This window comes from Pseudodesulfovibrio hydrargyri (assembly GCF_001874525.1).
Classification (GTDB): domain Bacteria; phylum Desulfobacterota; class Desulfovibrionia; order Desulfovibrionales; family Desulfovibrionaceae; genus Pseudodesulfovibrio; species Pseudodesulfovibrio hydrargyri.
Map to the genome: position 1 here is coordinate 2,164,153 of NZ_LKAQ01000004.1, position 25,306 is coordinate 2,189,458.

The 25,306-nt window shown below is 64.5% G+C and carries 21 protein-coding genes and 2 tRNA genes; 4 read left to right on the forward strand and 19 right to left on the reverse strand.

Annotated features, from left to right (window positions below; translation table 11 throughout):
* The first annotated feature begins 10 nt into the window (after nt 1-10).
* On the forward strand, nt 11-2,116 hold the full coding sequence (locus tag BerOc1_RS14210; protein ID WP_071546320.1) for an acetate--CoA ligase family protein: 2,106 nt from the start codon (nt 11-13) through the stop codon (nt 2,114-2,116).
* A gap of 7 nt (nt 2,117-2,123) precedes the next feature.
* On the opposite strand, the gene BerOc1_RS14215 is transcribed toward BerOc1_RS14210, so the two are convergent.
* The 6 genes from BerOc1_RS14215 to BerOc1_RS14240 form a co-directional block, all read right to left on the reverse strand.
* The gene (locus BerOc1_RS14215; RefSeq protein WP_071546321.1) at nt 2,124-2,321 is read right to left on the reverse strand and encodes a 2-hydroxymuconate tautomerase family protein; all 198 of its coding nucleotides are present in this window, start codon (nt 2,319-2,321) and stop codon (nt 2,124-2,126) included.
* 27 nt (nt 2,322-2,348) lie between these two features.
* Nucleotides 2,349-3,734 carry a sensor histidine kinase gene (locus BerOc1_RS14220; RefSeq protein ID WP_071546322.1) on the reverse strand — a complete coding sequence of 462 codons (1,386 nt, stop codon included), beginning with the start codon at nt 3,732-3,734 and terminating at the stop codon, nt 2,349-2,351.
* A gap of 104 nt (nt 3,735-3,838) precedes the next feature.
* Nucleotides 3,839-4,624, reverse strand: a complete 786-nt coding sequence (gene speB / locus BerOc1_RS14225) for an agmatinase (RefSeq protein WP_071546323.1) — start codon at nt 4,622-4,624, stop codon at nt 3,839-3,841.
* Between the two features lie 12 nt (nt 4,625-4,636).
* A complete protein-coding gene (gene hslU, locus BerOc1_RS14230; protein ID WP_071546324.1) occupies nt 4,637-6,019 on the reverse strand; it encodes an ATP-dependent protease ATPase subunit HslU in 1,383 nt (460 codons plus the stop codon).
* Between the two features lie 265 nt (nt 6,020-6,284).
* Nucleotides 6,285-6,824: an ATP-dependent protease subunit HslV gene (hslV, locus tag BerOc1_RS14235; RefSeq protein ID WP_071546325.1), complete on the reverse strand. Its 540-nt coding sequence runs from the start codon at nt 6,822-6,824 to the stop codon at nt 6,285-6,287.
* A 9-nt stretch (nt 6,825-6,833) separates the two neighbouring features.
* Complete coding sequence (locus BerOc1_RS14240) at nt 6,834-7,382, reverse strand: O-acetyl-ADP-ribose deacetylase (RefSeq protein WP_071546326.1); 549 nt, start codon at nt 7,380-7,382, stop codon at nt 6,834-6,836.
* Between the two features lie 95 nt (nt 7,383-7,477).
* Here BerOc1_RS14240 and BerOc1_RS14245 point away from each other — a divergent pair, with 95 nt between their 5' ends.
* Nucleotides 7,478-8,668, forward strand: a complete 1,191-nt coding sequence (locus tag BerOc1_RS14245) for a response regulator (RefSeq protein WP_071546327.1) — start codon at nt 7,478-7,480, stop codon at nt 8,666-8,668.
* A 6-nt stretch (nt 8,669-8,674) separates the two neighbouring features.
* Here BerOc1_RS14245 and BerOc1_RS14250 read toward each other — a convergent pair whose 3' ends face one another.
* From BerOc1_RS14250 to BerOc1_RS14300, 11 genes are all read right to left on the reverse strand, one after another.
* Nucleotides 8,675-10,561, reverse strand: coding sequence for a chloride channel protein (locus tag BerOc1_RS14250; protein WP_071546328.1), 1,887 nt, complete (start codon nt 10,559-10,561; stop codon nt 8,675-8,677).
* A 5-nt stretch (nt 10,562-10,566) separates the two neighbouring features.
* On the reverse strand, nt 10,567-11,550 hold the full coding sequence (locus BerOc1_RS14255) for a bifunctional riboflavin kinase/FAD synthetase (protein WP_071546329.1): 984 nt from the start codon (nt 11,548-11,550) through the stop codon (nt 10,567-10,569).
* Nucleotides 11,551-11,618: 68 nt separating this feature from the next.
* Nucleotides 11,619-13,061: a beta-barrel assembly-enhancing protease gene (locus tag BerOc1_RS14260; RefSeq protein ID WP_071546330.1), complete on the reverse strand. Its 1,443-nt coding sequence runs from the start codon at nt 13,059-13,061 to the stop codon at nt 11,619-11,621.
* A gap of 369 nt (nt 13,062-13,430) precedes the next feature.
* On the reverse strand, nt 13,431-14,678 hold the full coding sequence (gene rho / locus BerOc1_RS14265) for a transcription termination factor Rho (RefSeq protein ID WP_084641697.1): 1,248 nt from the start codon (nt 14,676-14,678) through the stop codon (nt 13,431-13,433).
* Nucleotides 14,679-15,075: 397 nt separating this feature from the next.
* Nucleotides 15,076-15,591, reverse strand: a complete 516-nt coding sequence (locus BerOc1_RS14270) for a CarD family transcriptional regulator (protein WP_071546332.1) — start codon at nt 15,589-15,591, stop codon at nt 15,076-15,078.
* A gap of 82 nt (nt 15,592-15,673) precedes the next feature.
* Nucleotides 15,674-16,291: an aminoacyl-tRNA hydrolase gene (gene pth, locus BerOc1_RS14275; RefSeq protein WP_071546333.1), complete on the reverse strand. Its 618-nt coding sequence runs from the start codon at nt 16,289-16,291 to the stop codon at nt 15,674-15,676.
* 132 nt (nt 16,292-16,423) lie between these two features.
* Nucleotides 16,424-17,062: a 50S ribosomal protein L25 gene (locus BerOc1_RS14280; RefSeq protein ID WP_071546334.1), complete on the reverse strand. Its 639-nt coding sequence runs from the start codon at nt 17,060-17,062 to the stop codon at nt 16,424-16,426.
* Between the two features lie 98 nt (nt 17,063-17,160).
* Nucleotides 17,161-18,099 carry a ribose-phosphate diphosphokinase gene (locus BerOc1_RS14285; RefSeq protein WP_071546335.1) on the reverse strand — a complete coding sequence of 313 codons (939 nt, stop codon included), beginning with the start codon at nt 18,097-18,099 and terminating at the stop codon, nt 17,161-17,163.
* Nucleotides 18,100-18,132: 33 nt separating this feature from the next.
* Nucleotides 18,133-18,207: transfer RNA gene (locus tag BerOc1_RS14290), tRNA-Gln, on the reverse strand.
* Nucleotides 18,208-18,538: 331 nt separating this feature from the next.
* The gene (gene ispE / locus BerOc1_RS14295; protein WP_071546336.1) at nt 18,539-19,405 is read right to left on the reverse strand and encodes a 4-(cytidine 5'-diphospho)-2-C-methyl-D-erythritol kinase; all 867 of its coding nucleotides are present in this window, start codon (nt 19,403-19,405) and stop codon (nt 18,539-18,541) included.
* A 52-nt stretch (nt 19,406-19,457) separates the two neighbouring features.
* Nucleotides 19,458-20,855, reverse strand: a complete 1,398-nt coding sequence (locus tag BerOc1_RS14300; RefSeq protein ID WP_071546337.1) for a Do family serine endopeptidase — start codon at nt 20,853-20,855, stop codon at nt 19,458-19,460.
* A gap of 234 nt (nt 20,856-21,089) precedes the next feature.
* Here BerOc1_RS14300 and BerOc1_RS14305 point away from each other — a divergent pair.
* Together BerOc1_RS14305 and BerOc1_RS14310 are read left to right on the forward strand one after the other, a co-directional pair.
* A tRNA-Arg gene (locus BerOc1_RS14305) sits at nt 21,090-21,166 on the forward strand.
* A 109-nt stretch (nt 21,167-21,275) separates the two neighbouring features.
* Complete coding sequence (locus BerOc1_RS14310; RefSeq protein WP_071546338.1) at nt 21,276-21,671, forward strand: YybH family protein; 396 nt, start codon at nt 21,276-21,278, stop codon at nt 21,669-21,671.
* A 103-nt stretch (nt 21,672-21,774) separates the two neighbouring features.
* Here BerOc1_RS14310 and BerOc1_RS14315 read toward each other — a convergent pair whose 3' ends face one another.
* Nucleotides 21,775-22,497 (reverse strand): hypothetical protein, encoded by a 723-nt coding sequence (locus tag BerOc1_RS14315; protein WP_071546339.1) that lies wholly within the window; start codon nt 22,495-22,497, stop codon nt 21,775-21,777.
* A gap of 188 nt (nt 22,498-22,685) precedes the next feature.
* Nucleotides 22,686-25,256: a PAS domain S-box protein gene (locus BerOc1_RS14320; RefSeq protein ID WP_071546340.1), complete on the reverse strand. Its 2,571-nt coding sequence runs from the start codon at nt 25,254-25,256 to the stop codon at nt 22,686-22,688.
* Nucleotides 25,257-25,306 lie beyond the last annotated feature (50 nt).

The window sequence follows — 25,306 nt, forward strand, 5'->3', positions numbered from 1 at the left end:
AGCCCAGCCTTTGACCCTCAAGGACAACCTGCACGCCTTCTTCCACCCCGACGCCGTGGCCGTCATCGGGGCGTCCTCCACCCCCGGCAAGGTGGGGCACACCGTCGTGACCAACATGCTCTCGGCCGGATACACCGGCAAGCTTCTGCCCGTGAACCCCAAGGGCGGGGTGATCGAGGGGCTGCCCGTGACCACGGACATCAATGATCTGCCGCGCGGCCTGGACCTGGCCGTCATCGCGGTGCCGCCCAAATTCGTGGTCGAGGCCGTACGCGAACTCGGTAAGATCGGGGCCAAGTCGGCCATCGTCATCACCGCCGGATTCAAGGAGGCGGGCAAGGAAGGCTACGATCTCGAGGAAGATCTCAAGGAGGTATGCGGGGAATACGGCATCAGCCTGCTCGGGCCCAACTGCCTGGGCATGATGAACGGCGCGGCCGGGGTCAACGCCTCGTTCGCCGCGGGCCAGCCCGGGCTCGGCTCCATCGCCTTCTTTTCCCAGTCCGGGGCCCTGTGCGTGGCCATCCTGGACTGGGCGCTGGGCGCGAACATCGGGTTTTCCAAGTTCGTTTCCCTGGGCAACAAGGCGGTCCTGGACGAGGCGGACATGCTCGAATACCTCAACCGGGACGAGGCCACCAAGGTCATTCTCGGCTACATCGAGAACGTGGAGCACGGCGAGGCGTTTTTGAAGGAGGCCCGGCGGGCCAGCCTGAACAAGCCGGTGATCATGATCAAGTCGGGCACCACGGCGGCCGGGGCCAAGGCGGCCAGCTCGCACACCGGGGCCATCGCCGGGTCGGACCAGAGCTACAACGCCGCCTTCCATCAGTCCGGGGTCATCCGGGTGGGCGACGTGGCCACCCTGTTCAATCTGGCCCAGGCCTTTTCCAGCCAGCCCCTGCCCAAGGGCCCGAATCTGGCCGTGGTCACCAACGCGGGCGGGCCGGGCATCCTGGCCGCCGACGCGGCGGACCGCTCAAGGCTGTCCATGGCCGAGCTCTCCCCCCGGACCATCGAGAAGCTCCAGGAATTTCTCCCCAGCTACGCCGCCTTCTACAACCCGGTGGACATCGTGGCCGACGCCGACGCCAAACGCTACCGCCAGACACTCGACGTGATCGGCGAGGACCCCATGGTCCACTCCATCCTGGTCCTGCTCACGCCCACGGCCTCGGTGGACATCGAGAAGGCCGCCGAAGCGGTCGTCCGCACGGCCCGCAGATGGGCCAAGCCGGTCTTCGCCTGCTTCATGGGCAAGACCAAGGTGGCCGGGGCGCGGAAGATGCTCATGGAGGCGGGCGTGCCCTGCTACGCCTTCCCGGAGCCGGCGGTCCATTCCATCGAGACCATGTACCAGTACTATCTGTGGAAGCACCGCCCGGAGCCGGAATACGCGGAAGTTACGCGGGACATGGAAGCGGTGCGCAAGGTCATCGACGACCACCTGCGCCGCCGACAGGCCGAGGTGGTCGAGTTCGAGGCCCAGCAGGTTCTGCGGGCCTACGGTCTGCCCACCCCCAGGACCAGGCTGGCCCGCACCTCGGACGAGGCCGTGGCCGCGGCCGAGGAGATCGGCTATCCCGTGGTCCTCAAGATCGCCTCGCCGAACATCTCGCACAAGACCGACGTGGGCGGGGTCGCGGTCAACCTGGTCAATGCGCGCGAGGTCATGGAGACCTTCAAGGAGATCACGGCCCGGGCCCAGCGCATGCGCCGGGACGCCTACATCGCGGGCTGCCTGGTCCAGGAGATGGCCCCTCCGGGAGTGCGCGAGGTGATCATCGGGTTCAAGCGGGACGAGCAGTTCGGGCCCATGCTCATGTTCGGCCTGGGCGGGGTGTACGTGGAGATCATGAAGGACATCTCCTTCAAGCTCGCGCCCCTGTCCAAGCAGGACGCCTTCGAGATCGTGCGCGAGATCAAGTCCTACATGCTGCTCAAGGGGCTCAGGGGCGAAAAGCCCGTGAACTTCGCGGCGCTGGAGCGGATCATCGTGGTCATGTCCCGGCTGGCCCAGGACCTGCCCGAGGTGCTCGAGGCCGAGTTCAATCCGATCCTGGTCAACAACGAGCGGGCCCTGGTCGCGGACGTGCGCATGACCCTGCGGGTCTAGCCCGGAGTCACTTCTTCCTGAGTTCGGTCACGGACTCGCCGCCGATGCCCCAGTTGTCGGTGTCCACCTCGTCGATGATCACGAAAGTGGTCTTGGGATTCTTGCCCAGCACGTCGGCCAGAAGGTCGGTCACGCCCTGTATGAGCCGCTGCTTCTGTTCCGTGGTCGCGCCCTCGTTGGTGATGCGGATGTTGACGAACGGCAAGGTCTTCCTCCCTTTTCCCGGTTGCGTTCAGCGTGGCAGGGTCACGGTCACGGTGGTGCCGCTCTCCTCGGACGAATCCATGTCTATGCGGCCGCCCATGACCTCGACCATGAGCCGGGCCGAATAGGTGCCGAGCCCCGTGCCGGAACGTTTCCCGGACGTAGCGTACTTGTCGAAGAAGTTGGCGCGCACGGACTCGGGCACCGGGGCGGGGTTGTGCACGGCCACGGTGAAATCGCCGTCCGCCTTCATGCGCACGGTCACCGTGTCGCCGGTCCCGGAGGCCTCGAGCGCGTTTTTGACCAGGTTGGCCAGGACCGCGTAGAACAGGTTTTCCTCGGTGGACAGGAGCAGGGTGTCCTCGCGCGCGATCGGCCCGTCCCCGAACAGGGCCTCCAGGGTCACTTCCCTGGTGAGGGCCAGTTCGGCCAGGTCGTCGGCCACCCTCCGGCAGACGTTCAGAATGTCCACCTCCGCCGGGGTGTATACATAGGTCCCGGTCTCCATCTTGTAGAGGTCCAGGGAGCGGCTGATCAGGTCCATGCCGGTGTTCGCCGTGTGGCGCATGTCGTCGAGCATGTCCTTTTGATCCCGGTCCAGGGTGGTGTAGTTCTCCAGGTAGGTGATGCCGTTCAGCACGCCCAGCAGCGGGGTCTTGATGTCGTGGCGGGTGATCTGCTCCACGTCCTCGCGCAGCTTTTCGGCCTGCAGCCGTGAATGCTCCTTGGCCGCCTCCTGGCGCAACAGGAGCAGGACCACGCCGAGCAGGGCGAAGCTGATGGCGAACGAGCCCGCCGTGGCGTAGAGGTTGAACCGCTCCAGCTCCTGTTTGGGCCCGGTCACGTCGAAGACCAGTTCGAAGGCCCCCAGGAAATCCGGACCGCGCATGAGCGGCACGAAGGTCTCCACCGTTTCCACGGTCGCGGCCTCGCTTCGCAGCTCTCCCAGACGGGCGTATCGTCTGCCCTTGGAGACCGTGCCCGTGAATATCTTCCCGGACTCGACCTCGTCGATCTCGCCCGTGGCCGTGGAGTAGAGGATCCTTCCGTCCGGCGCGAACACCCGGACCTTGAGCAGGCCGAAGTCGCTTTCCAGCCGGTAGACGTCGGCCAGGAACCGGGGCGTGTCCAGGACCGCCGGGCTCAGGCGGGTGTGCTTGATGGACGGCGGGATGGTCAGCACGGCCAGCCGCTGGGCCGCCTCCTCGAAGGTGTCGATCATTATCTTGGTGTAGGCGGGATAGATGACCAGGGCGTTGGTCAGGGGCAGGGCCACGGCGCAGATCACGGCCAGGGCCAGGATGCCGAGCAGGGGGTAGCTGTGCCCGCCCCGGCTGCGGCGGCCGAAGATCAGCCAGCGCAGCCCACCTGGAGGGATGCGGGCGGTCGTTTCACGGCGTCCGCTGTCGGCCATGGGCGGGAGTCCTCCTGGGGGTGAAAAAAGTTTGCCGGTTACCCGACCATAGCAGATGAGAGGAATCTGGCAAGAGGCTTCGACCGGGCCGTCCGGGGCCGGATTCAGGCCGAGATCATCATCCCGGCGATCTCGCGCAGGATCTTCGCCCCGACCATGGCCGTGACCCCGTTCAGGTCCCGGTCCGGATTGAGCTCCACGATGTCCGCCCCGATGATCGGCGCGTCCACCGCGTGGAGGACGTCCAGCAGCTCGCGCGTGCTCATGCCGCCCGGTTCGTGGTGGGAAACGCCCGGCGCGAATGCCGGGTCCAGGGCGTCCAGGTCCACGCTGACGTAGACCGGCACGTCAAAGGAGAGGACGGGCCAGTGCGCCCGGTCCTTCATCTCCAGCCACTGGATGCCGAACTTCTCCCGCTGCTTCCGCTGGTGGCCGTGGGCCGTGCGGATGCCCACCGAGACCAGCCGGGTGCACAATCCTTCCTCCATGATCCGGGCGAACGGGCAGGCGTGGGAGTGCGGGTTGCCTTCGAACTCGTGGTAGCAGTCCGGATGGGCGTCGAAGTGCAGGATGGCGAAATCGCCCACGGTCCGCTTCAGTCCCCGGACCAGCGGGTAGGTCACGGAGTGGTCGCCGCCAAGGAATATGGGACGGTCGTTGCCGACCTGGGCCGCGGCCTCCTCAATCACCTGGAACGCCGCTTCCGGTTCGCCCAGTTCGAGCGCGCCCCGGTGGTCGAGGACCGGCCCCAGGTCGAAGCCGGTCTCGGTCCACAGGTTGGCCGAGTCGCAGTGCAGGGCCCCGACCAGGGAGAAGGGTCCCCTGGCCGAGCCGCGCAGGTAGGAAGAGTTGTGGTCCAGCGGGACGCCGAGGATCGGGATGAGTCGCATTCGCCCGGCCTCCTAGAGGATATAGCGGGACAGGTCGCGGTTCTCGATGACCTCGTCGAGTTGGGCCAGGACGTAGTCGCGATCGATGACGACCTTGTTGCCGGACTTGTCCGGGGCCTCGAACGACAGGTTGGCCAGGATCTTCTCCATGATGGTGTAGAGCCTGCGCGCGCCGATGTTCTCGGTCTCCTCGTTGATCTTCTCGGCCGTGGCCGAAATCTCCTCCAGCGCCTCCTTGGTGTAGTCGATGGCCACGCCCTCGGTCTCGAGCAACGCCTTGTACTGCACGGTCAGGGCATTCTTGGGCTCGGTCAGGATGCGGTAGAACTCCTCCTTGTGCAGAGAGGCCAGTTCCTCGCGCAGGGGGAAACGGCCCTGCAGCTCCGGAATGAGGTCCGACGGCTTGGCGAAATGGAACGCGCCCGCCGCTATGAACAGGATGTGGTCGGTCTTGACCATGCCGTACTTGGTGTTGACCACGCTGCCCTCCACGATGGGCAGCAGGTCGCGCTGCACGCCCTCGCGGGACACGTCGGCACCGCCCCCGGCCTGGTCGTGGCGCGATGCGATTTTGTCCATCTCGTCCACGAACAGGATGCCCTGCTGCTCCACGCGCTCCCTGGCGAGCTCATTGACCGCGTCCGGGTCGATGAGCTTGTCCGCCTCTTCGTCGATGAGCGCCTGGTAGGCGTCCTTGATCTTCATCTTGCGGGCCTTGCGCTTGCCCGGGAACATGTTGGAAAAGGCGTTTTGCAGGTTGGAGCCCATCTCCTCCATGCCGGGGATGGCCATGATCTCCACGGAGGCCCCGCTCTGGACCGTGACCTGCATCTCCACCTCGCGCTCGTCCAGCTGGCCGGAACGGAACATCTGGCGGAACTTCTCGCGGGTGCCGTCCTCCTTGGGGGGCTCGATCTTCTCCACGTCGCCGTTCTGGCCGCCCTGGAAAAAGCCCATGGGGCCGTTGTTCTGCGGCTTCTTGCCCGGCAGAAGCAGATCCAGCAGGCGCTCCTCGGCGTTCTTCTCCGCCTTGATGCGGACCTTTTCGGTCTCCTCCTTGCGGACCATGTTCACGCCGATCTCCATCAGGTCGCGGATCATGGATTCCACGTCGCGACCCACATAGCCCACCTCGGTGAACTTGGTGGCCTCCACCTTGAAGAACGGGCAGTTGGCCAGCCGGGCCAGCCTACGGGCGATCTCGGTCTTGCCCACGCCCGTGGGGCCCATCAGAATGATGTTCTTGGGCGCGATCTCGTCGCGCAGCTCCGGATCGAGCTGCTGCCTGCGCCAACGGTTGCGCATGGCGATGGCCACCATCCGCTTGGCCGCTTCCTGGCCGATGATGTATTTGTCCAGTTCCGATACGATTTCACGCGGTGTCAGATTGCTCATTGTGGATGCCTCCGGCGGCCAGAGGGAAAACTTATGAAAAAGTTTTCCCTCTGGACTCCCTTTCAAAACTTTTTATCGCACGCCTGTCGGCGTGGGAGTGTTCTCGATTCAATGGCACGCCGTTTGGGGACGCACCCTCCACGCCGCCATGTCGTCTGTTCAAGTTCCTCGTCCCTTCCAGGCGGCGTGGCGCCAAAAAGCTTTGAAGGGAGAGCGCGAGAGGGAAACTTTCTCGAAAGTGTCCCTCTCGCATCTTCATCTCAATCTACTTCGACTGCGTCTCGATGGTGATGTGGTTGTTGGTGTAGACGCAGATGTCGGCCGCGATCTCCATGGCCTTGCGGGCGATGGTTTCGGCCTTGAGGTCGGTATTCTGTTGCAGGGCGCGGGCCGCTGCCAGGGCGTAGGAGCCGCCCGAACCGATGGCGGCCACGCCGTCGTCGGGTTCGATGACGTCGCCGGTGCCCGAGATGATCAGGATGTGTTCGCCGTCCGCGGCCAGCAGCATGGCCTCGAGCTTGCGCAGGTACTTGTCCGTGCGCCAGTCCTTGGCCAGTTCCACGGCGGCCCGGAGCAGGTTGCCGGAATAGGTCTCGAGCTTGGTCTCGAACCGCTCGGACAGGGTGAAGGCGTCGGCGGTGGCTCCGGCGAAGCCGATGACGACCTTGTCCTTGTAGATGCGCCGGACCTTGCGGGCCGTGTGTTTCATGGCCACGCTCTGGCCCATGGTCACCTGGCCGTCTCCGGCCACGGCCGTGCCGTTTTCGTCCTTGACCGCTACGATGGTCGTTCCTCTGAGTTCCATGGATTCTCCTTACAGGATGTCTTCGGCGATGCGCGACCAGGTGCGGAAGGCCGTCTCGCCGTGCAGGACCATGACCGCCTCGGTGACCAGCCCCTGTTCCAGCCCCTCCATGAGGGCGGAGAGCGCGATGCGCGCCGCGTCCTCGACCGGGTAGCCGTAGACGCCGCAGGAGATGGCCGGGAAGGCCACGGTGCGTAATTCGTGTCGGTGCGCGAGCCGCAGGCTGTTGCGGTAGGCGTTGCCCAGGAGCGCGGGCTCGTTGTCGTCGCCGCCGCGCCAGATGGGGCCGACGGTGTGGATGATATGGGATGCGGAAAGGTTGAAGCCCGGGGTCAGGACCGCCTCGCCCGGTGGCAGGGAGCCGATTTCCCGGATGATCTCCCGGCAGGCGGCCTGGAGCAGGTCGATGCCCGCCGCGTGGTGGATGGCTCCGTCCACGCCGCCGCCACCGGCCAGCCGGGAATTGGCCGCATTGACGATGGCGTCCACGTTGAGCCGGGTGATGTCGCCTTCGCGGACCGAGAGCCGTCCGGGGCCTGCGCTCCATGTTTTCTGCATGACGCTTTGTTAGGTAATGCCTGTGCGCGGAAAGGCAAGGGGGATGCCCTTCGAAAACCTTTCGGCAACCGCAGGTTCGTGCTATGGTGTGGGCTATGAGCAAGTCCGAGACCATACTCCTTGTGGACGACCAGCCCGAGAACATCAGCATCATGATCGAGGCGCTGCACTCCCTGTACACCCTGTTGGCGGCCACCGACGGGGCCACGGCGCTCGAGCGCGTGGCGGGCGACCCCAGGCCGGACCTGGTCCTGCTGGACGTGATGATGCCGGGCATGAGCGGCCACGAGGTCTGCCGGGAGATCAAGGGCGACCCGGTCACGCGGGACATTCCGGTCATCTTCGTGACCTCCCTGGACGCCCCGGACGACGAGGCCAGGGGGTTGCGCATCGGGGCCTCGGACTACATCACCAAGCCCATCAGCCCGCCTGTGGTCCAGGCCCGGGTGCGCGCGCACCTGGACCTCAAGCGGGCCCGGGAGCAGTTGCAGAGCCAGAACACGGCCCTGGAGGAGCGGGTCCGGGAGCGGACCGCCGAGGTCGTCCAGGCGCAGAAGGAGCGGGTCGAGAGCCTCAAGCATTTTGCCGACGCCATGGCCCACCAGATCCGCAATCCGGTCATGTCCATCGGCGGCATCGCCGGGCTGCTGCTGCGCAAGACCCCGGAGGACAGCCCGCTGGCGACCTATGCCGAGGCCGTGCGCGAGGACAGCCTGCGGCTGGAGAGTCTGGTCGGGGTGATCAGCGAGTACGTGTCCCTGTCCGCCGAGCCGTTTAGGGAGGTGCAGATCAACGGGTTGGTGGAGTCGGCCCTGAACAAGGCGCGCGGCTTCGCCGATTCGTCGGGGCAGGACCTGGCGGTGGAGAGCGGGCTGCAGCCCGCCCTGGTCAAGGTGGACGAGCGGATCATGGTCACGGCCATGGCCGAGATCATCATCAACGCCATGGAGTTCGCCGGGGAGGAGCGCGCCAGCCTGACCATCCGGGGCGGGGTGGGCATGTTCGGGGACGAACTGGCCGAGGCCGGGCTGTCCGGATCGGCGGGCCGGCGCTACGGCGTGCGCATCAGCGACGCGGGGCCGGGCATCGACAGGGAGGTCCTGCCGTACGTGACCGACCCCTTCTACACCACCAAGGCGCAGGGTGCGGGCATGGGGCTGACCAAGGTCAAGCGGGTCATCTGCGACGAGCACGGCGGGACCCTGCTCATCGAGTCGCCCGCCGCGTCCTCCGAAAACCTGAGCCGCCCGGGAACCTCGGTGACCTTCGACCTGCCCTTGGCCTAGGGGCTTCTATTCCTTGATCGCGGGCCCGGGTTCCGTGTCCGGAGCGGCCTCCTGGCCCTCGCCCTTCACCTGGGCGATGGCCTCGGCGTAGGCCAGGAACACGTCGTCGCGGTTGATCAATCCGATGATGTCCGAGGTGTCGGTCTCCGAGACCACCGGAATCTGGCCGTAGTCCGTGTTCACGAAGCGCAGCAGGGCCTGGTACAGGTCGTAGTCCGGACGGACGTAGACCGGACGCGACATGAGGTCGCGGACCACCACCAGGTCGTGCAGCTCTTCCTCGAACATCCAGTTGCGCACGTTGTGGATGGAGACCATGCCGACATACGTGCCGTCCTGGGCCCGCACCGGGAAGTAGAACTGGTCCGAGTGGGCGATGATGTCGGTCAGGGCCTTGAGGGTGGTGCCTTCCTCCAGGACGATGACGTCGCCGGGATTGTAGAAGTCCGCCACGTGCATCTGTTCCAGGATGTTGATGGTCGCGTCCTCGGCGTGGGCCGGGGAGTCGAACTTGTTCTCCACCTGGTGCTCGTAGAGCGAGAAATTGCGGCCGAGCACGATGCACAGCGCCGAGGCGAGCATGAGCGGGGCGAGCAGGCCGTAGCCCTGGGTCAGCTCGGTGACCATGATCAGCGGGCCGATGGGGGCGTTGGCCACGCCCGCGAAGAAGGCGGCCATGCCGACCAGGATGTATGCGCCGGGCTCGGTGACGATGTTCGGGAAGAAATGATGGCCGAGCTTGCCCACCAGGCCGCCGGACATGCCGCCCACGAACAGGGCGGGCGCGAACATGCCGCCGGACATGCCCGAGCCGATGGTCACCGAGGTGGCCACGGTCTTGCCGATGATGATGTAGCACATGCCCAGCGCCGGAATCTGGCCGAGAATGGCCAGCTCCAGCCAGCCGTAGCCGCCGGACAGGATGCCGCCGGTGACCAGGCCCGCGTGCGCGGTGTACGGGTAGAGGATGCCGAGCAGCCCCATGGCCAGGCCGCCCAACCCCATGGACCAGACCAGGCCGATCTTTTCCTTGAGCGGGAAGAAGATGTGGTACTTGATGGTGTAGAAGGTCTTGACGTAGAGCCATCCCACAGCCGCGCAGACAAAGGCGAGCAGGGCGTAGAAGATCAGTTCGCGGGGGTCGTGGAAGGAAAACCGGGGGATGCCGAAGATCGGGTCCGTGCCGTAGAAGAAGGTGAAGATGGAGTAGGAGACCACGGAGCTCATGACCGAGGGCAGGATGGCCTCGGACTCGAAGTCCTCGCGGTAGATGACCTCCACGGCGGTCAGCGCGCCGCCCAGCGGCGCCCGGAAGATGGCCCCCAGGCCGCCGGCCGCGCCCGCCAGCAGGAGCATGCGCCGCTCCTTGGCGGACATGTCCAGGATCTTGGCCAGCCAGGAGCCGATGCCCGCGCCCATCTGGGTGATGGGGCCCTCGCGCCCGGCCGAACCGCCCGAGGCGATGGTCAGGACCGAGCACAGCCCTTTGATGATGGCCACCCGGGCCTTGATGATGCCGCCCTGGTTGTGGAAGGCGTTGATGGTCGAGTCCGTGCCGTCGGTGCCGCCGTTGATGGTCTCGGGGATGAAGGTCTTGACCAGCCAGCCGGTGAGCAGGGCCGTGCCCGTGGTGAAGGCCGGGATGACCCACGGCCGGTACGCGCCGGCCGGGCCCTCGAACAGCCCTTCGCCCGCCGGGTCCGGGGAGACGATGCCCGCCAGCTGGTGCTGGATGAGGAACTTGCCGCTCTCCACCAGCCAGAAGAAGCCCGCGGCCACGAGTCCGGACATGGTCCCGACGACCACGCCGATGACCAGCCACCTGAACGAGGTGACCGTGCGGTATGATTTGACGAAATCCTTCCAGTAATTGATCAGGCGGGTGATGGGCATGAAATTTATCGGACCTCCGGGCCCTTGCCGAAATCCGGGTGGGTCAGTTTGATGGCCGCTTCGGGCTGGGCGAGTATCTGGCGGCCCAGCTCCACGTCCTTGGCGATGCGCGCCTTGAGTTCGTCCAGGCCGTTGAACTTCTTTTCGTCGCGGATGCGCTGCACGAAGTGGACCCGGATATCGTCCCCGTAGATGTCGCCGGAGAAATCGAGCAGGTGGGCCTCCACCGAGAGCACGTCGTTGCCGAACGTCGGATTCAGGCCTATGTTGGCCACGCCTTCGAGAACCGCCCCGTCCACCTCGGCCCAGATGGCGTACACGCCGGGCTTGGGGAAGAGCTCGTCCACCAGCTTGAGGTTGGCCGTGGGGAAGCCGAGCAGCTTGCCGCCCCGGTTCATGCCGTGCACCACCTCGCCCTTGACCTGGTAGAACCGGCCGAGCAGGGGGCGTACCGCCCAGACGTGGCCCGCCTGGACCAGGTCGCGGATGCGGGTGGAGGAGACGATGGCGTTGTCGATGGTCACCGGGTCGAGGCGGTCCACGGAAAAGCCGTACTTCCTGCCCAGTTCGCACAGGGTCTCGAAGTTTCCGGCCCGTCCCTTGCCCAGGTGGTAGTCGTAGCCGATGATCATTTCCTTCACGTTCAGCCCGTCCACCAGGTAGGTCTTGACGAACTCCTCGGGAGAGAGCCTGGCCATGTCCATGGTGAACTCGAGCAGCAGGCAGACCTGCGGCCCGTACTGCGAGAGCAGTTCGACCTTCTGTTCGGTCAGGGTGATGAAGGGCGGCGTGCGGTCACTGCGCAGGACGCGCAGGGGATGGGGGTCGAAGGTGACGACCACGCTGATGAGATCCCGGGCCTTGGCGCGCTCGCAGGCCAGCGCGATGAGTTTCTGGTGGCCCTTGTGGACTCCGTCGAAGTTGCCGATGGTCACGCATGACCCGGCGATGACGTCCTGGATGTCCTGTATGGTCCGTGCGACGATCATTGTGTTGGGTGTTCCTGTTTGAAAAAAAGAGCAACCTACGCCAAAACACCCCGGTAGACAAGGGTTGGCTATTTGCCGATCTCGGCGCGGGCCTTGATGGTCTCCTCGAGCTCCTTGATCCGGTCCTTCTGCTCCTGGGTCTGGGCCAGGTCGCGGGCCCGTTGCAGGTACTCCCGGGCCTTGCCCAGGCGCATGGAATAGACCGAGGCGTAGGCCAGATGCAGGTTGCCCCCGAAGGCGTCGCCGGACTCGCCCAGGATCATGCCCAGGTGGTGGTGGACCTCCCAGTCCTCGGGCACCAGCTCGTTGACCTTGCGCATGTTCTTCGCCGCCTCGGCGAACTGTTTGGCCTCGGCCTGGAGCCGGGACAGGTAGAACAGGGCCATGGCGTCGTCCGGATCCATGATGGCCGCTTTCTGCAACAGCCCCACGGCGCGGTCGGCCTGCCCGGTCTTGAAATAGAAGATGCCCGCCTCACGGACCACCAGGGGATCGTCCTTGGCCAGGGACAGGGCCTTTTCAAAGGCGGCCTGGGCCTCGTCCATGCGCTTGAGCCGCTCCAGGGTGATGCCGCGTCCCACGTAGTCCATGGGCGTGTATTCGCTTGTCTTCTTGTCGTCCCAGTAGGCCAGGGCCGTGTTGGCCGGGGACATGCGCGCCCGGATGAGCACCTGGACCCGCCTCAGTTTGGCGTTGTCGTCCTTGCGTTCCAGGAAGGCCTTGGGCATGCGCGCGATGCGGTCGTTGAGGTAGGTGATGCGTTCTTCGGTGCCCGGGTGGGTGGACAGGTAGCTCGGCATGCTCGAGCTGTTGTCGTACCACTTGTTCTTGAGCATGATCTCGAAGGTCCCGGGCATCCCCTCGGGGTTGTACCCGGCCTTGACCAGGGAGTTGAGGCCCACATGGTCCGCCTCGCGCTCGTCCTCCTGGGAGTAGTGCAGCATGGCCGCCGTGGCAGCGCCCTGGGAGCCGAGCACCAGGGCCTGGCCCGCCTGGCCCGCGTTGCCGCTGCCCCCGGCCACACCCAGGAGCAGCCCGGCCAGCATGCCCGCCGTGGACAGCAGGGAGATCTTCTTCTGCTTTTCAATGCGGCTGACCACGTGCCGCTGGGAGACGTGCGCCAACTCGTGCGCGATGACCCCGGCCAGCTGCGACTCGGTGTCCACGGACTGGATCAGTCCGGTGAAAATATAGATGTATCCGCCGGGGATGGCGAAGGCGTTGATCAGCGGGTTGGCGATGACCGCGCTCTTGACGTGGAACGGCATGGGCCGCTTGCCCGTGACCACCCGGGCCACCACCGTGGCCACGTAGTCGGTGACGTAGGTGTCGCCCACCATGTTCTGTTGGGCGCGGATGATCTGGTCGAAATCGTGGCCCATCTTGTTCTCGTCGCGCAGGGTCATCTTGCCGCCGAACAGATCGAGATCGGCGCGCGCGGTCGCGGCCGGGACCAGAACCAACAACACGGCGGCCAGCAAGGCCGGAAATATGGCGAAGGGTGAACGCATGCCGCCATAGTAACCATTTGCCCGCCCAAAGCAACCACAGACCATCCGCTGCACGGGATGCGCCCCCGGCCCCCCCATCCCCCTCTCCATCCTAAATATTTTTATCGTTTCGCGGCGGACGGGCATAAAAAAGGCCTCCGACTCATCGCAGAGTCGGAGGCCTTGTCTTTCATTCTGGAGCGATTCGAGTGCGCAGCACCCGACAGCGGCTTTCTTCTTATGCCGTAAAATCGTCCTCGGGATAGGCTTTCGAGAGTGGAGCGGCTGTGCATTTTCTTTCGGCCGGGGCAACCGCAGCGTAGCCGTCTACGTGAGGATTGCACCGGCCGGAAAAAATGTGCAGACGGCCCGCTATCGGAAGCCGCCCACCTACTTGCTCATCGAATCCAGGAACTCTCTGTTGTTCTTGGTGCCCTTCATCTTGCCCCGCAGGAATTCCATGGAATCGATGGAGTTCATGGGGGAGAGGAGCTTGCGCAGGATCCAGACGCGGTTGAGCACGTCCTCTTCCAGGAGCAGCTCCTCCTTGCGGGTGCCGGAGCGGTTGATGTCGATGGCCGGGTAGATGCGCTTGTCGGACAGGTGGCGGTCCAGGTAGAGCTCCATGTTGCCGGTGCCCTTGAACTCCTCGAAGATGACCTCGTCCATGCGCGAGCCGGTGTCGATGAGCGCGGTGGAGATGATGGTCAGGGAGCCGCCTTCCTCGATATTGCGGGCCGCGCCGAAGAAGCGCTTGGGCCGCTGCAGGGCGTTGGCGTCGATACCGCCGGAGAGCACGCGCCCGGAGGACGGGGTCACGGCGTTGTAGGCCCGGCCGAGCCGGGTGATGGAGTCGAGCAGGATGACCACGTCGCGTTTGCGCTCGACCAGCCGCTTGGCCTTTTCGATGACCATCTCGGCCACCTGGACGTGGCGGGTCGGCGGCTCGTCGAAGGTGGAGGAGACCACCTCGGCCTTGACCGTGCGCTGCATGTCCGTGACCTCCTCGGGCCGCTCGTCGATGAGCAGGACGATCAGGTCCACCTCGGGATGGTTGGCGTTGATGGAGTTGGCGATGGTCTGGAGCATGATCGTCTTGCCGGTTCGGGGCGGGGCGACGATCACGCCGCGCTGGCCCTTGCCTATGGGTGCCAGCAGGTCGATGATCCGGGCGGAATAGTTCTTGTCGCCGTTTTCGAGACGAAGCTGCTCCTCGGGGTACAGGGGAGTCAGGTTGTCGAACAAGACCAGGTTCTTGGAGTGCTGCGGGTCCTCGAAGCCGATCTCGGACACGCGCAGCAGGGCGAAATAGCGCTCGCCCTCCTTGGGCGGCCGGATCTGGCCCGAGACAACGTCGCCCTTGCGCAGGCCGAAACGGCGGATCTGCGAGGGGGAGACGTAGATGTCGTCGGGGCCGGCCATGTAACTGTACATGGGCGAACGCAGGAATCCGAAGCCGTCGGGCAGGATTTCCAGCACGCCCTCGCCGAAGATCTGGCCGTTCTGGGAGGCGCATTGCTGCAGCAGGGCGAAGATGAGCTCCTGCTTGCGCATGGTGCTCGGGTTCTCCACCTCGAAGGACATGGCAAGATCGGTCAGATCCTGCATGGATTTTTGCTTGAGTTCGGTGAGGTTCAGGCTGCCGCCGTTGCCGTTTGGTTCGGCAGCGGCCTTGGTGGTCTTTTTGCGGGTGGTCTTTTTGGGGGCGCCTTTGCCTTTGCTCTCTGATTCAGTCTTTTTAGTGACCATGTTTGGAAATTCTTGTTGAGGTTGTAGGGATTATGTCAATTCGGACTATTGGATACAGTAATTCTATACGGCGGAGCCGCTGTGGCGTGCATCAAACTCGGGATGTCGCGGACGAACCTTTCCGGGCGGACGGTTCGGGTGTGAGGAAACGGGAGCATACCTCTCGTTGAAGTTGCGCTGACAGCCTCGGGACGTCTCAAAAACCAAGTGGGAGTGGGGTGATCTGAAAGCCGCGGTGCGGCACAAGGAGGCAGTTACCTCAAACAGGGAACCTTGACAAGCCCTGCTAGTCGTTTTTCTCCTGCGCGGCAATGACATCGGCGAACATTTCGTTGATGTCGTCCTTGATGGCCTCCTGGTCGCGGCCCAGGGAGTAGGCCAGCTCCATGGAGACCAGACCCATGGCCTGTTCCAGCAGGCGGCGTTCGCCGAACGAGAGTTCCTTGTCCTTGCCGATCAGGAAGAGCTCCTTGAGAACGTAGGCAACGTCGGCCAGGTCGCCGCTCTTGAGCTTCTCGGAATATTCGCGGTAGCGCCGGTTCCAGTTCTGGCCGGTGTAGCCGGTGAACCCGGTGCGGTCGTTGAGGGATTCGAAGATCTGCTGGCCCACGTCGGCCGGGCACACGGAACGCAACCCCACGTTCACGGCGTTGGCGACCGGGACCATGAGGGTGACGTTGTTGCTCAAGATCCGGACTATGTAAAAATCGGCTTTGACGCCGCCGATCTCCTGGGATTCGACACGCTCCACGCGTCCCACGCCCTGGGATGGATACACAACCAATTCATCGACCTTGAACACTTGGACCTCAGTTCTTGAAAAAACTACAAATTTACATGCGACAGACAGACAGCATATCGAAAAGGCCGGGAAGAGTCCACGCTTACTCCGATTCTTCTTCCCGAAGGGAAAAGGCGTTGACGTGCTGCTGGGCAAAGCCCATGCCGCGCCGGAAAAAGATGTCCAGCCCCTTGGCCGCGTGTCCGATGATCTCGGGCAGGACCGCCTCGGCCCGCGCGTCGAAGGGCTCCAGGACCCAGTCGGGGATGGGCTTGTACGGGTCCCCCGGGCGGCCGATGCCCAGCCGCAGCCGGTTGTAATCCCCGGTGCCGAGCCGCTCCTGGATGGACTTGAGCCCGTTGTGCCCGTTGTCTCCGCCGCCCCGCTTGAACTTCATCCTGCCCACGGGCAGGTCCAGTTCGTCGTGGACCACCACCAGGTCGCCGGGCTCGATCCCGTGCCGGCCGCAGACCCGGGCCACGGCCTTGCCGGACAGATTCATGTACGTCAGGGGCTTGACCAGGAGCCGGAAGGCCCCGGCGAACTTGCATTGCCACAGGTCGTAGTCGCCGGACTCCTCGATCTTCTCAAGCCGCATGGCCTTGCGCTCACCCGCCAGATGCAGGAGATGGTCCACCAGCATGAACCCGATGTTGTGCCGGGTGGTTTCGTATTCGGGGCCGGGGTTGCCCAGTCCCACTATGGCGCCTTTGAAGTCCATGCGTCGGGTCCGTTGTCCGCGTGGCGGCCACGCGCTGCGGTGTTCAGTCTATCAGTCTCTTTTGCCGGAAGCAAAAAAAATCCCGGAGCACGACATCGCGCTCCGGGATGTGGTGTCGTTGACTTTGCCGGGCTATTCGGCCTCGGACTCTTCGGCGGCCTCTTCGGCAGCCTCTTCGCCCCCTTCCGCTTCCTCGCCGCTGTCTTCCTGGATAGCGGTGACGGACAGGACGGCGTAGTTCTCGTCGAAGATCGGGGTGACGCCTTCGGGGAAGGCCACGTCCTCGATGTGCACGGAATCCATGATGCCCATGTCAGTGATGTCGATGACGATGGACTCGGGGATGTCCATGGGCTTGCAGACCACTTCGATGTGTTCGCGGTACTGCTCGAGCACGCCGCCGAGCTTGACGCCCTTGGAGGAGCCGACGATCTCGAAGTGGACGGCGACCTTGATTTCCTTGGTCAGGTCCACGCCGAAGAAGTCCACGTGCTCGGGCACGCCCTTGACCGGCTCGTTGCGCACGCGCCACAACAGGGCGGGCATGGTCTCGCTCTTGCCGCCGCGTTCCAGGACCAGTTCGAAGACCTGGGCGTTGCCGACGGCCGCGTAGGCCTTCTGCAGGGGGACCATCTCCACCTTGACCGGGATGTTGGCGCCTTTGGCGTCGTAGTAGATGCCCGGGACCATGCCGGTGGCACGGAGGCGGCGGTTCGGGCCTTTGCCCAACTCGGTCCGTTCCTGGACGTTCAGTTTCAGCAGTTCTGCCATGTGAGTTTCTCCTTGTTACGCCCTGGCCGTCCACCATGGACGGACGCTCGCGCTTTAAATGGTTGCGGCGGCCCTTTGGGCCACCAGGTCTCAAATTCTTATACGAACAGTACGGACACGGAGGATTCCGTGTGCACGTTGTTGATGGCTTTGGCCAGCAGGGAGGCCACGGAGCGGACCTTGAGCTTGCTGCACTGGTCCTGCTTGTCGCCCAGCGGGATGGTGTCGGTGACGATCACCTCGGAGAAGGCGGACTCCTCCAGCCGCTGGCAGGCCGGGCCGGACAGCACCGGGTGCGTGGCGCAGGCCATGACGTCCTTGGCCCCATTCTCCATGATCACGTTGGCCGCCGCGCACATGGTGCCCGCGGTGTCGATCATGTCGTCGATGACCACGGCGACCCTGTCCTTGACGTCGCCGATGATGTGCATGGCCTTGGCCTGGTTGGGCGCGTCGCGGCGCTTGTCCACGATGGCCAGGGTGGCGCCGAGGCGCTTGGCGTAGGCCCGGGCCCGTTCCACGCCGCCCGCGTCCGGGGAGATGATGACGAAGTCGTCGTCCCGGTCGCGCAGCTGCTCGATGAGCACGGGCGCGGCGAACAGGTTGTCCACCGGACAGTTGAAGAAGCCCTGGATCTGCCCGGCGTGCAGGTCGATGGTCACCAGCCGCTGCATGCCCGCGGTGGACAGCAGGTCGGCCACGAGCTTGGCGGAGATGGGCGCTCTCGGTACGACCTTGCGGTCCTGGCGGGCGTAGCCGAAGTAGGGGACCACGGCGGTCACGCGGGACGCGCTGGCGCGCTTGAGCGCGTCGAGCATCAGGCACAGCTCCATGAGGTGGAAGTTGACCGGGGAACAGGTGGGCTGGACCACGAAGACGTCGTCGCCCCGTACGTTCTCGCCGATCTCGATGCGGATTTCGCCGTCGGAAAACCGTTCCCGCAGGACCGGGGAGGCCTTGGTGCCGAGATGCTCGCAAATGGCCTCGGCCAGTTTCGGGCTGGATGATCCGCTGATGATCTTCAATTCGCCGTGCATGAGACTACCCTCTGTGCGATCTTTTTGAATTTTTGGCTGGGGCGGGAGGATTCGAACCCCCGAATGTCAGGACCAAAACCTGATGTCTTACCACTTGACGACGCCCCAGCAAAAAAATGTCGATAAGCGGCCGCTCGCTTCGTTGTGGCGCGGAAATCAGACCCGTGCGTATTAAGATACGCGGCGGTCCTGATTTCCGCTTGCGCCTCGCGCTCGACCACTTCTCGACATTTTTTGCCCTGCTCCTTGTGGGGGAGCGCCTTCTCGTTTGCATGCGGTGCATGCAAACTCGTCGGCTTGGGGGCTGTCGGTAAGCGGCTGGCGCTTGCTTGACCTGTCGATTGCCCCTTGCGGGTGTCGCGGAGTGGGGTGGCTCCCGGCGCTTTTTGCGGCGGGGGCGGCGACGTCGAGTGGTCCGGCCCTTATCCGGTTTCGTGCCCTAGGGGCAGTCCACCTGGAAAATTTCAATTCCCTGTTTTTCGAGAGCCTGGACTGCGGACGTGGCAGAACCCCTGTCCCGGAATATGCCGAACAGGGAGGCTCCCGAGCCGCTCATGGCGGCGTGTTCGGCCCCGTGGTCGAGGAGTGTCCGCTTGATATCCCGAAGGGATGGATGCTTCTCGAAGACGATCGGCTCAAAGTCGTTCGTCATCTCCCGGGGCAAAACGGGAGAAGGATTCTTAGTATCCCCCATGTCGGATGTCAAGGATTCATGGGAATCGGCCGCGGCGTATTTTTCGTCCCAGGCACGAAAGGCCCAGGCCGTGTCCACGTGGATGTCCGGGCAGGCCAGGACCAGGGTCGCGCCGGACAGGTCCACCTCGGCCGGGGTCAGTTCCTCGCCTATGCCGCTTGCCCAGGCCGGGCCGTCCAGGAGGAAGAAGGGCACGTCCGCGCCGAGGTTGGCGGCCAGTCCGATGAGGGCCTGCAGGGGCAGCCCCTTGTCTCCGGCCTCCCGGTTGAGCCACCTGAGCAGGGCGGCCGCGTCCGAGCTGCCCCCGCCCAGGCCGCCGCCCATGGGGATGCGTTTGGTCAGGGCCACGAAGATGCCGGGGCGAAAACCGGTGGCCTCGCCGAATGCCTTCCATGCCTTGTAGAGCAGGTTGGAGGTGGTCTCCAACTCGGGGCGCTCGGCACAACGGATGTAGAAGTCGTCGTCGGGACTCGGCATGACCTCGATGAGGTCGCAGGGCAGGGGGACCGGATAGAAGAGGGTGCGCAGCTCGTGGTAGCCGTCGCCCCGCAGGCCGAGGATTTCGAGATGCAGGTTGATCTTGGCCGGGGCGATGAGGGTGGCTGCTTGCATGGGGTATAAAAAAAGGGGGGCTCCCTGCGGAGCCCCCCGGTTGATCGATGGTTTACTTGTTGTCCAGGGGCAGGGCGACGAAGCTGTTGCGTCCCTGGCGCTTGACCAGGAGCATGACCGCGCCGCGCTTTTCGGCGTTCTTGATCACGCTGTTCAGGTCGGCCACGGAGTTCACGTCCTTCTGGTTGGCCTGGAGGATGACGTCGCCCTGGCGGATGCCTTCCTCGCCGGCGGGCGTGTTGGGGTCGACGTCGACCACGAGCAGACCCTGGGGCTTGTCCAGGCCCAGCGCCTGGGCTTCCTGGTCGCTGATCGGCTTGAGCGACATGCCGAGCACGGTGGCGGCCTGTCCCTGATCCTGATGGTCCGGGCCCATGGCGGCCATGGCCTTTTCATTGCGCTGGCCCAGGGTGACGGTCTTGGTCACCTTTTCACCGTTGCGCCAGAGCACGAGGGCGGCCTCGTCGCCGGGAGCCAGGCCCGCGATCTTCTTGAGCAGGTCGTTGTTGTCCTCGGCCTTCTGGCCGTTGACCTCGAGGATCACGTCGCCCTGCCTGACGCCGCCCTTGTCGGCAGGGGCGCCCTTGCCCACGGAAGCGACCAGCGCGCCGGTGGGTTCGGGTAGGCCAAGGGCCTTGGCCTGGGTCTCGCTGACATCCTGGATGGTCACGCCGAGCCAGCCGCGCTGGGGCGTCTTGCCCTCCTTGAGCAGGGCGATGATCTTGGCGGCCTGGGTGGAAGGGATGGCGAAGCCGATGTTGTCGGCGTCGGGGTTGATGGCCGTATTGATGCCGATGACCTCGCCGTCCATGTTCAGGAGCGGGCCGCCGGAGTTGCCGGGGTTGATGGACGCGTCGGTCTGCAGGAAGTTGTCGAACGGGCCCGCGCCGATGATCCGGTGCTTGGCCGAGATGATGCCTGCGGTGACCGTATTGTCCAGTCCGAAGGGGTTGCCGATGGCCAGCACCCATTCGCCCACCTGGACGTCGTCGGAATCGCCGAACTTCAGGGGCGACAGGGAATGGTCGGTCTTGATGCGGATGACGGCCAGGTCGGTCTCCTGGTCCGCGCCCACGACCGTGGCCGGGTATTCCTTCTTGTCGTCCTGGAAGCGCACGGTCACCTTGTCCGCGCCGTTGACGACGTGGTAATTGGTAACGATGAGCCCGTCGTTAGAGATGACGAAGCCGGAACCCTGGCCGAGCATCTTGCGCGGCTGCGGCTTTTGCCTCGGTCCGAAGAAGTGCTCGAAGAACTCTTCCGGGCTTCGCCCGCGGAACGGTCCCATTGGACTGTCCTGAGTGGTCTTTTCCATGGAAATGAAGACCACGGCCTTGCCCGCCTTGGCGGCCAGCTCCGTGAAGTCGGGCAGGCTCCGCGCCTGTGCAATAGCCGGCACAGACAGCACAAGGGTCAGGACAAGGGTGAGAAGATTAGCCTTACGATTCATATTTGCCTCCATACAGGATGCGGAAAACAGGATGGCGGCTCGCACCGCCTCTCCCGTATATAGACCTTTTTTTCCCATTGTAAATAGTGTGCCTGAACTTGCACACGCATTTCCCGGGTCCGTCCCCGCATTCCCTTTCCCGCAACGCGGATATCGCGTCCCCCGAAGCGACGAAAGGCTTGCCTTTTCACCCGCCATTGGCTAGGAACGATTCCCCGGCACCTGCCGGAACGTGCCCCCATAGCTCAGGTGGATAGAGCACAGGATTCCTAATCCTGGTGCCGCGTGTTCGAATCGCGCTGGGGGCACCACGGATATTTCAAAGGGGCCGGTCCATGGACCGGCCCCTTTGTTTTTGAACGGCATCACCCGCCGGGGTGGCGGCCGCCCCCTGGCGAAATCCGTCCGGAGAGGAGCACAATGGGACGACATCCAGTGGAAATCCAGATTGAAAGGGCCGACAAGGCGATCGTTGCCGAAGAGTTCGATACGTTGCTCGATATCTATACGGAGGATGCGGTCCTGGTCATCGAGCCCGGCCGCACCGTCCGGGGCAAGGCGGGAATCCGCAAGGCGTTCGAAGCGATTGCCGCGTATTTCCGGCACGGCCTCGAGGTGAGACAGAACGGCATGGAGATTCTGGAATCGGGACGAATCGCCCTGGTCCACGCCAACACGGTGGTCTCCGCGCCCGGTTCGCCGGAAGCGGAGCGAAAGGCCGTGTACGTCTTCCACAAGGAAGAGGACGGGATATGGCGGTGCGCCATAGACAACTCATACGGCAACGAGATAGTGGCCGACGGCACGGAGAGTTAGGCAAGGGGCGAGGACGGCCCGAGCCGCTCGCGCCGGGAGGCGCATGGAGGGAACCCGCTTTCATTTGAGAGCGGGTTTTCTTTGCGCGTTCGCAACGCCTCGATCAGCCCACCAGCCCGGCGCTCGCCAGGAGCGTGTGGTTGAGGCTGGCGAAGTCGCCCTGGACCGGGTGCAGCGGGAACTGGTTCTTGGCTAGGAAGTATATCCGCCAGCCCGTCGAGTCCTCGCCGGTGGCGGATCGGTTTGCGTCGCCGCGCTCCGTGACGATGACGTCGGCGATGTTGAACAGCGCGTAGTACGCCCTTCCGAGCGTGGCCTCGTCGTTGCCGTCCACGAGCAGGAATGGCTTGAAGGGGTCGCCCTCGTTTTTCAGGTGCGACCGGATGGCGCTCGCGTCGGCCTTGTACTGGTTGTTGCGGTAGTCCATCCTGAACATCTCATACGACATCCACTTCTTCCTGCTGTCGTCGTAGGTGAAGGACTCGACAAAGACTTCGCCCAGTTCCCGCAGGTCCGCGTTCACGGTCAGGCAGCCCGCCGCCTTGCCCACGGAGAAGATCGCGTCCCCGGCCCGGCCGCCCGGCCCCGCGGCGGAGGTGGTGTCTTTGACGAGGAACATGAAATAGAACGTGAGGACGACCGATGCCGCGAAATTGGGCCATGGGCCGATCAGCTGGGGAATGGCCGCGGCCAGCTCCGGAAACGCCACAGCCGCCAGAGGCGATGTCCCCACCAGGCAAAGGAGCAAGAGCAGAAGGATGGAGCGGTGAGACACGGACAATCCGGGCAGGACGTTTTGGAGAAATTTCTCTATGAACGCTAGCATGTGTTAACCCCCTTGGCATTCGATGGGATGCTGTTTTGCCTTTGTGTATCGGATAACACATTCCGGGGTGGGGAAAAATAGATATTCGTGGCTGCGGCAATGCCTGCGCTGCCGGGGCGCGGACGCGATCCCTTCGGATGGAGGGCGCCCGCGGGGTGGGGCCCGTGCTTCGCGGCAACCGGAAGGCGTCAGGGCTCGGGGCAGGCGTTGCCGTTGGCCGGAACCGTGGGCAGGGTGAAGGTGAACACGCTGCCCTGGCCCAGGGTGGATTCCACGCGGATGATGCCGCCGTAATGCTCGACGATCTCCTTGCAGATGGCCAGCCCCAGGCCGGTGCCCTGTTCCTCGTTGCGCACGGTGTCGCCCAGGCGGGACTTGTGGAACTTCTCGAAGATGTAGCTCAGTTCGTCTTCCGGGATGCCCGCGCCGGTGTCGCCGACGGACACGGTCAGCAGGCCGTCCTGTTCGCGCATGGCCACGGTTACGCGGCCCTGGCGGGTGAACTTGTAGGCGTTGTTCAGCAGGTTGATGAGCAGCTGCTTGATCTTGTCCGGATCGGCCTGGATGCGCCGGTCGGTCTCGGGCAGGACCGTGACCAGCTCCACGCCCCTGGAGGCCTTGAAGCCGCCCGAGGCCGAGGCCACGGCGTCGCGGATGATTTCGGCCGGGTTGAGGGTATCGTCGTTCCAGCACGCCTTGCCCGATTCGATGCGGTTGATGTCCAGGAAGTCGTTGATCAGCCTGGTCAGCCGCTCGCCCTCGGTGTCGATGATCCCCAGGTTGCCCTGGATGCGCGCGCCCTTGGCGGACAGCGTCTCCCCCTGGGCCAGGGGCAGGAAATGGCGGGAGAAGTCCTTGGCGCAGAGCTTGGCGAACCCCCGGATGGAGGTCAGCGGGGTGCGCAGTTCGTGGGAGACCGACGAGACCATGGACGACTTGATCTCGTCCAGCGTCATCAGCCGCCGGTTGGCCTCCTCGAGTTCGGCCTGGCGGGCCTCGATCTCGGCGGTGCGCTGTTCGACCTTGTCCTCCAGCTCCTCGTTGAGCCGGGTCAAGGCCTCCTCGATGGCCTTGCGCTCGATGGCCATGGCCACCTGCTCGGACACGGCGGTCAGGAAGGTGACGGCTTCGTCTGAGTACTGCTTGGGGTTGGCGTAGTCCTGCACGGCCATGGCCCCGACCATGCGGTCGCCCTGGCGCAGCGGCACGCCCAGCCATGCGGCCGGCGGGGTGCCGATGACCCCGATGGCGGCCATCCGGGCCTCGACGTCGGGGTCGGCCTGGGAAAGATACAGGGGCGCGGCGGTCCTGAAGACGTGGATGGTCAGGCTGCTCTGTCCCGGGTCGCTGATGTTGGGGATGTCGAAATAGTCGTCCATCTCGTCCTGGAAGTAGACGAAGCGGAGCATGTCCTGTTCCTCGTCCAGCATGGCGATGAAGAAATTCTCGGCCTCGATGACCTCGCCGATGATGGCGTGGATGGTCTGGTACAGTTCCCGCAGGTCGCGGGTGGTGTTGACCGCCGTGGAGATGGCGTACAAGGCGTGGGTGGTGCGCTCGTTGAGCTTGCGCTGGGTGATGTCCGTGTGCGACCCGGAAATCCGGTAGACGTTGCCGTTCTCGTCCCGGCTGCTGGCGCCCCGGCCCAGAATCCAGCGGACGGAGCCGTCCTTGTGGATCTGGCGGAATTCCACCTGGAATTGCTCGACCTTGCCGTCGATGCATTCCTTGTTGGCGGCCAGGGCCCGTTCGCGGTCGTCCGGGTGCACGCTCTTCAGCCAGGAGGCCACGTGGTTGGGGAATTCCTCCTCGGAATAGCCGAGGATTTCCCGGTAGCGGGGGGAGTAGAAGCACTCGTCGCTGTCCAGGTACCAGTCCCAGAGGCCGTCGTTGGCGCCTCGGGCCATGAGCTGGTAGCGCTCCTCGCTTTTGCGCAGGGCTCGCAGGGCCTCGTCACGCTCGGTGACGTCGATCAGGGAACAGACCCGGTCGTCCGTGCCCGGGACGTTGCGCACGAACAGGTGGATGCGCCGGTGCTCGCCGCCGTAGGTCAGGAAATCGAATTCATAGTCCGAGGGCGGATTGCCGATCTTTTTGTCGCGCAGTTCCTGGTACCGGCCCATGCGTTCCCGCTCCGCCGGGGGCACGAAATCCATCCAGGTCTTCCGGCCCTCGACCTCCTCGCGCGCGCAGCCGGACATGACGCAGAATTGCGAATTGCAGTTCTTGATGACCGCGTCCTTGCCCAGCAGGACCATGGCCGTGCCCGTGGTCTCGAACAGGGTGCGGTAGTGGCTTTCGCTTTTGCGCAGGGCGTCCTCCACCTGGCGGATCTCGGACACGTCGATGACCACGCCGCGCACCCCGGCGATCTCCCCGCCCCGCCTGATGGGCTGGGAATAGACCTTGATGGGCAGGGCGTTGCCGTCCTTGCGCACGGCCATGTATTCCTCGTGCTCGAAGTCCTTGCCGGAAAGAAGCCGGGCGAGATTGTGGCGGACGCGGTGGATGGAGTCCGGGTGGATGATGTCGGTCAGGGTGAGCCCGGCCCGGATGTCGGCCCCGGTGTAGCCGAAGTTCTCCAGGGCGTGGCGGTTGGCGAACCGGAAGTTCCCTTCAAGGTCCATCTCGAAGATGAACAGCGGGAGGTCGTCGGCGACGAAACAACCGGCCTCGGCGCGCACGTCGTCAACCAGGGCGCGGAGGGCGTCAAGCTCCTCGATGAGCTCTTTCTTGGTCTTGCGTTCGTCGCCGGTCATGCTTCCTCCTGCGGCCTCGGCAACGGTAGCGGGGAGCCGGAAAAGAAGCA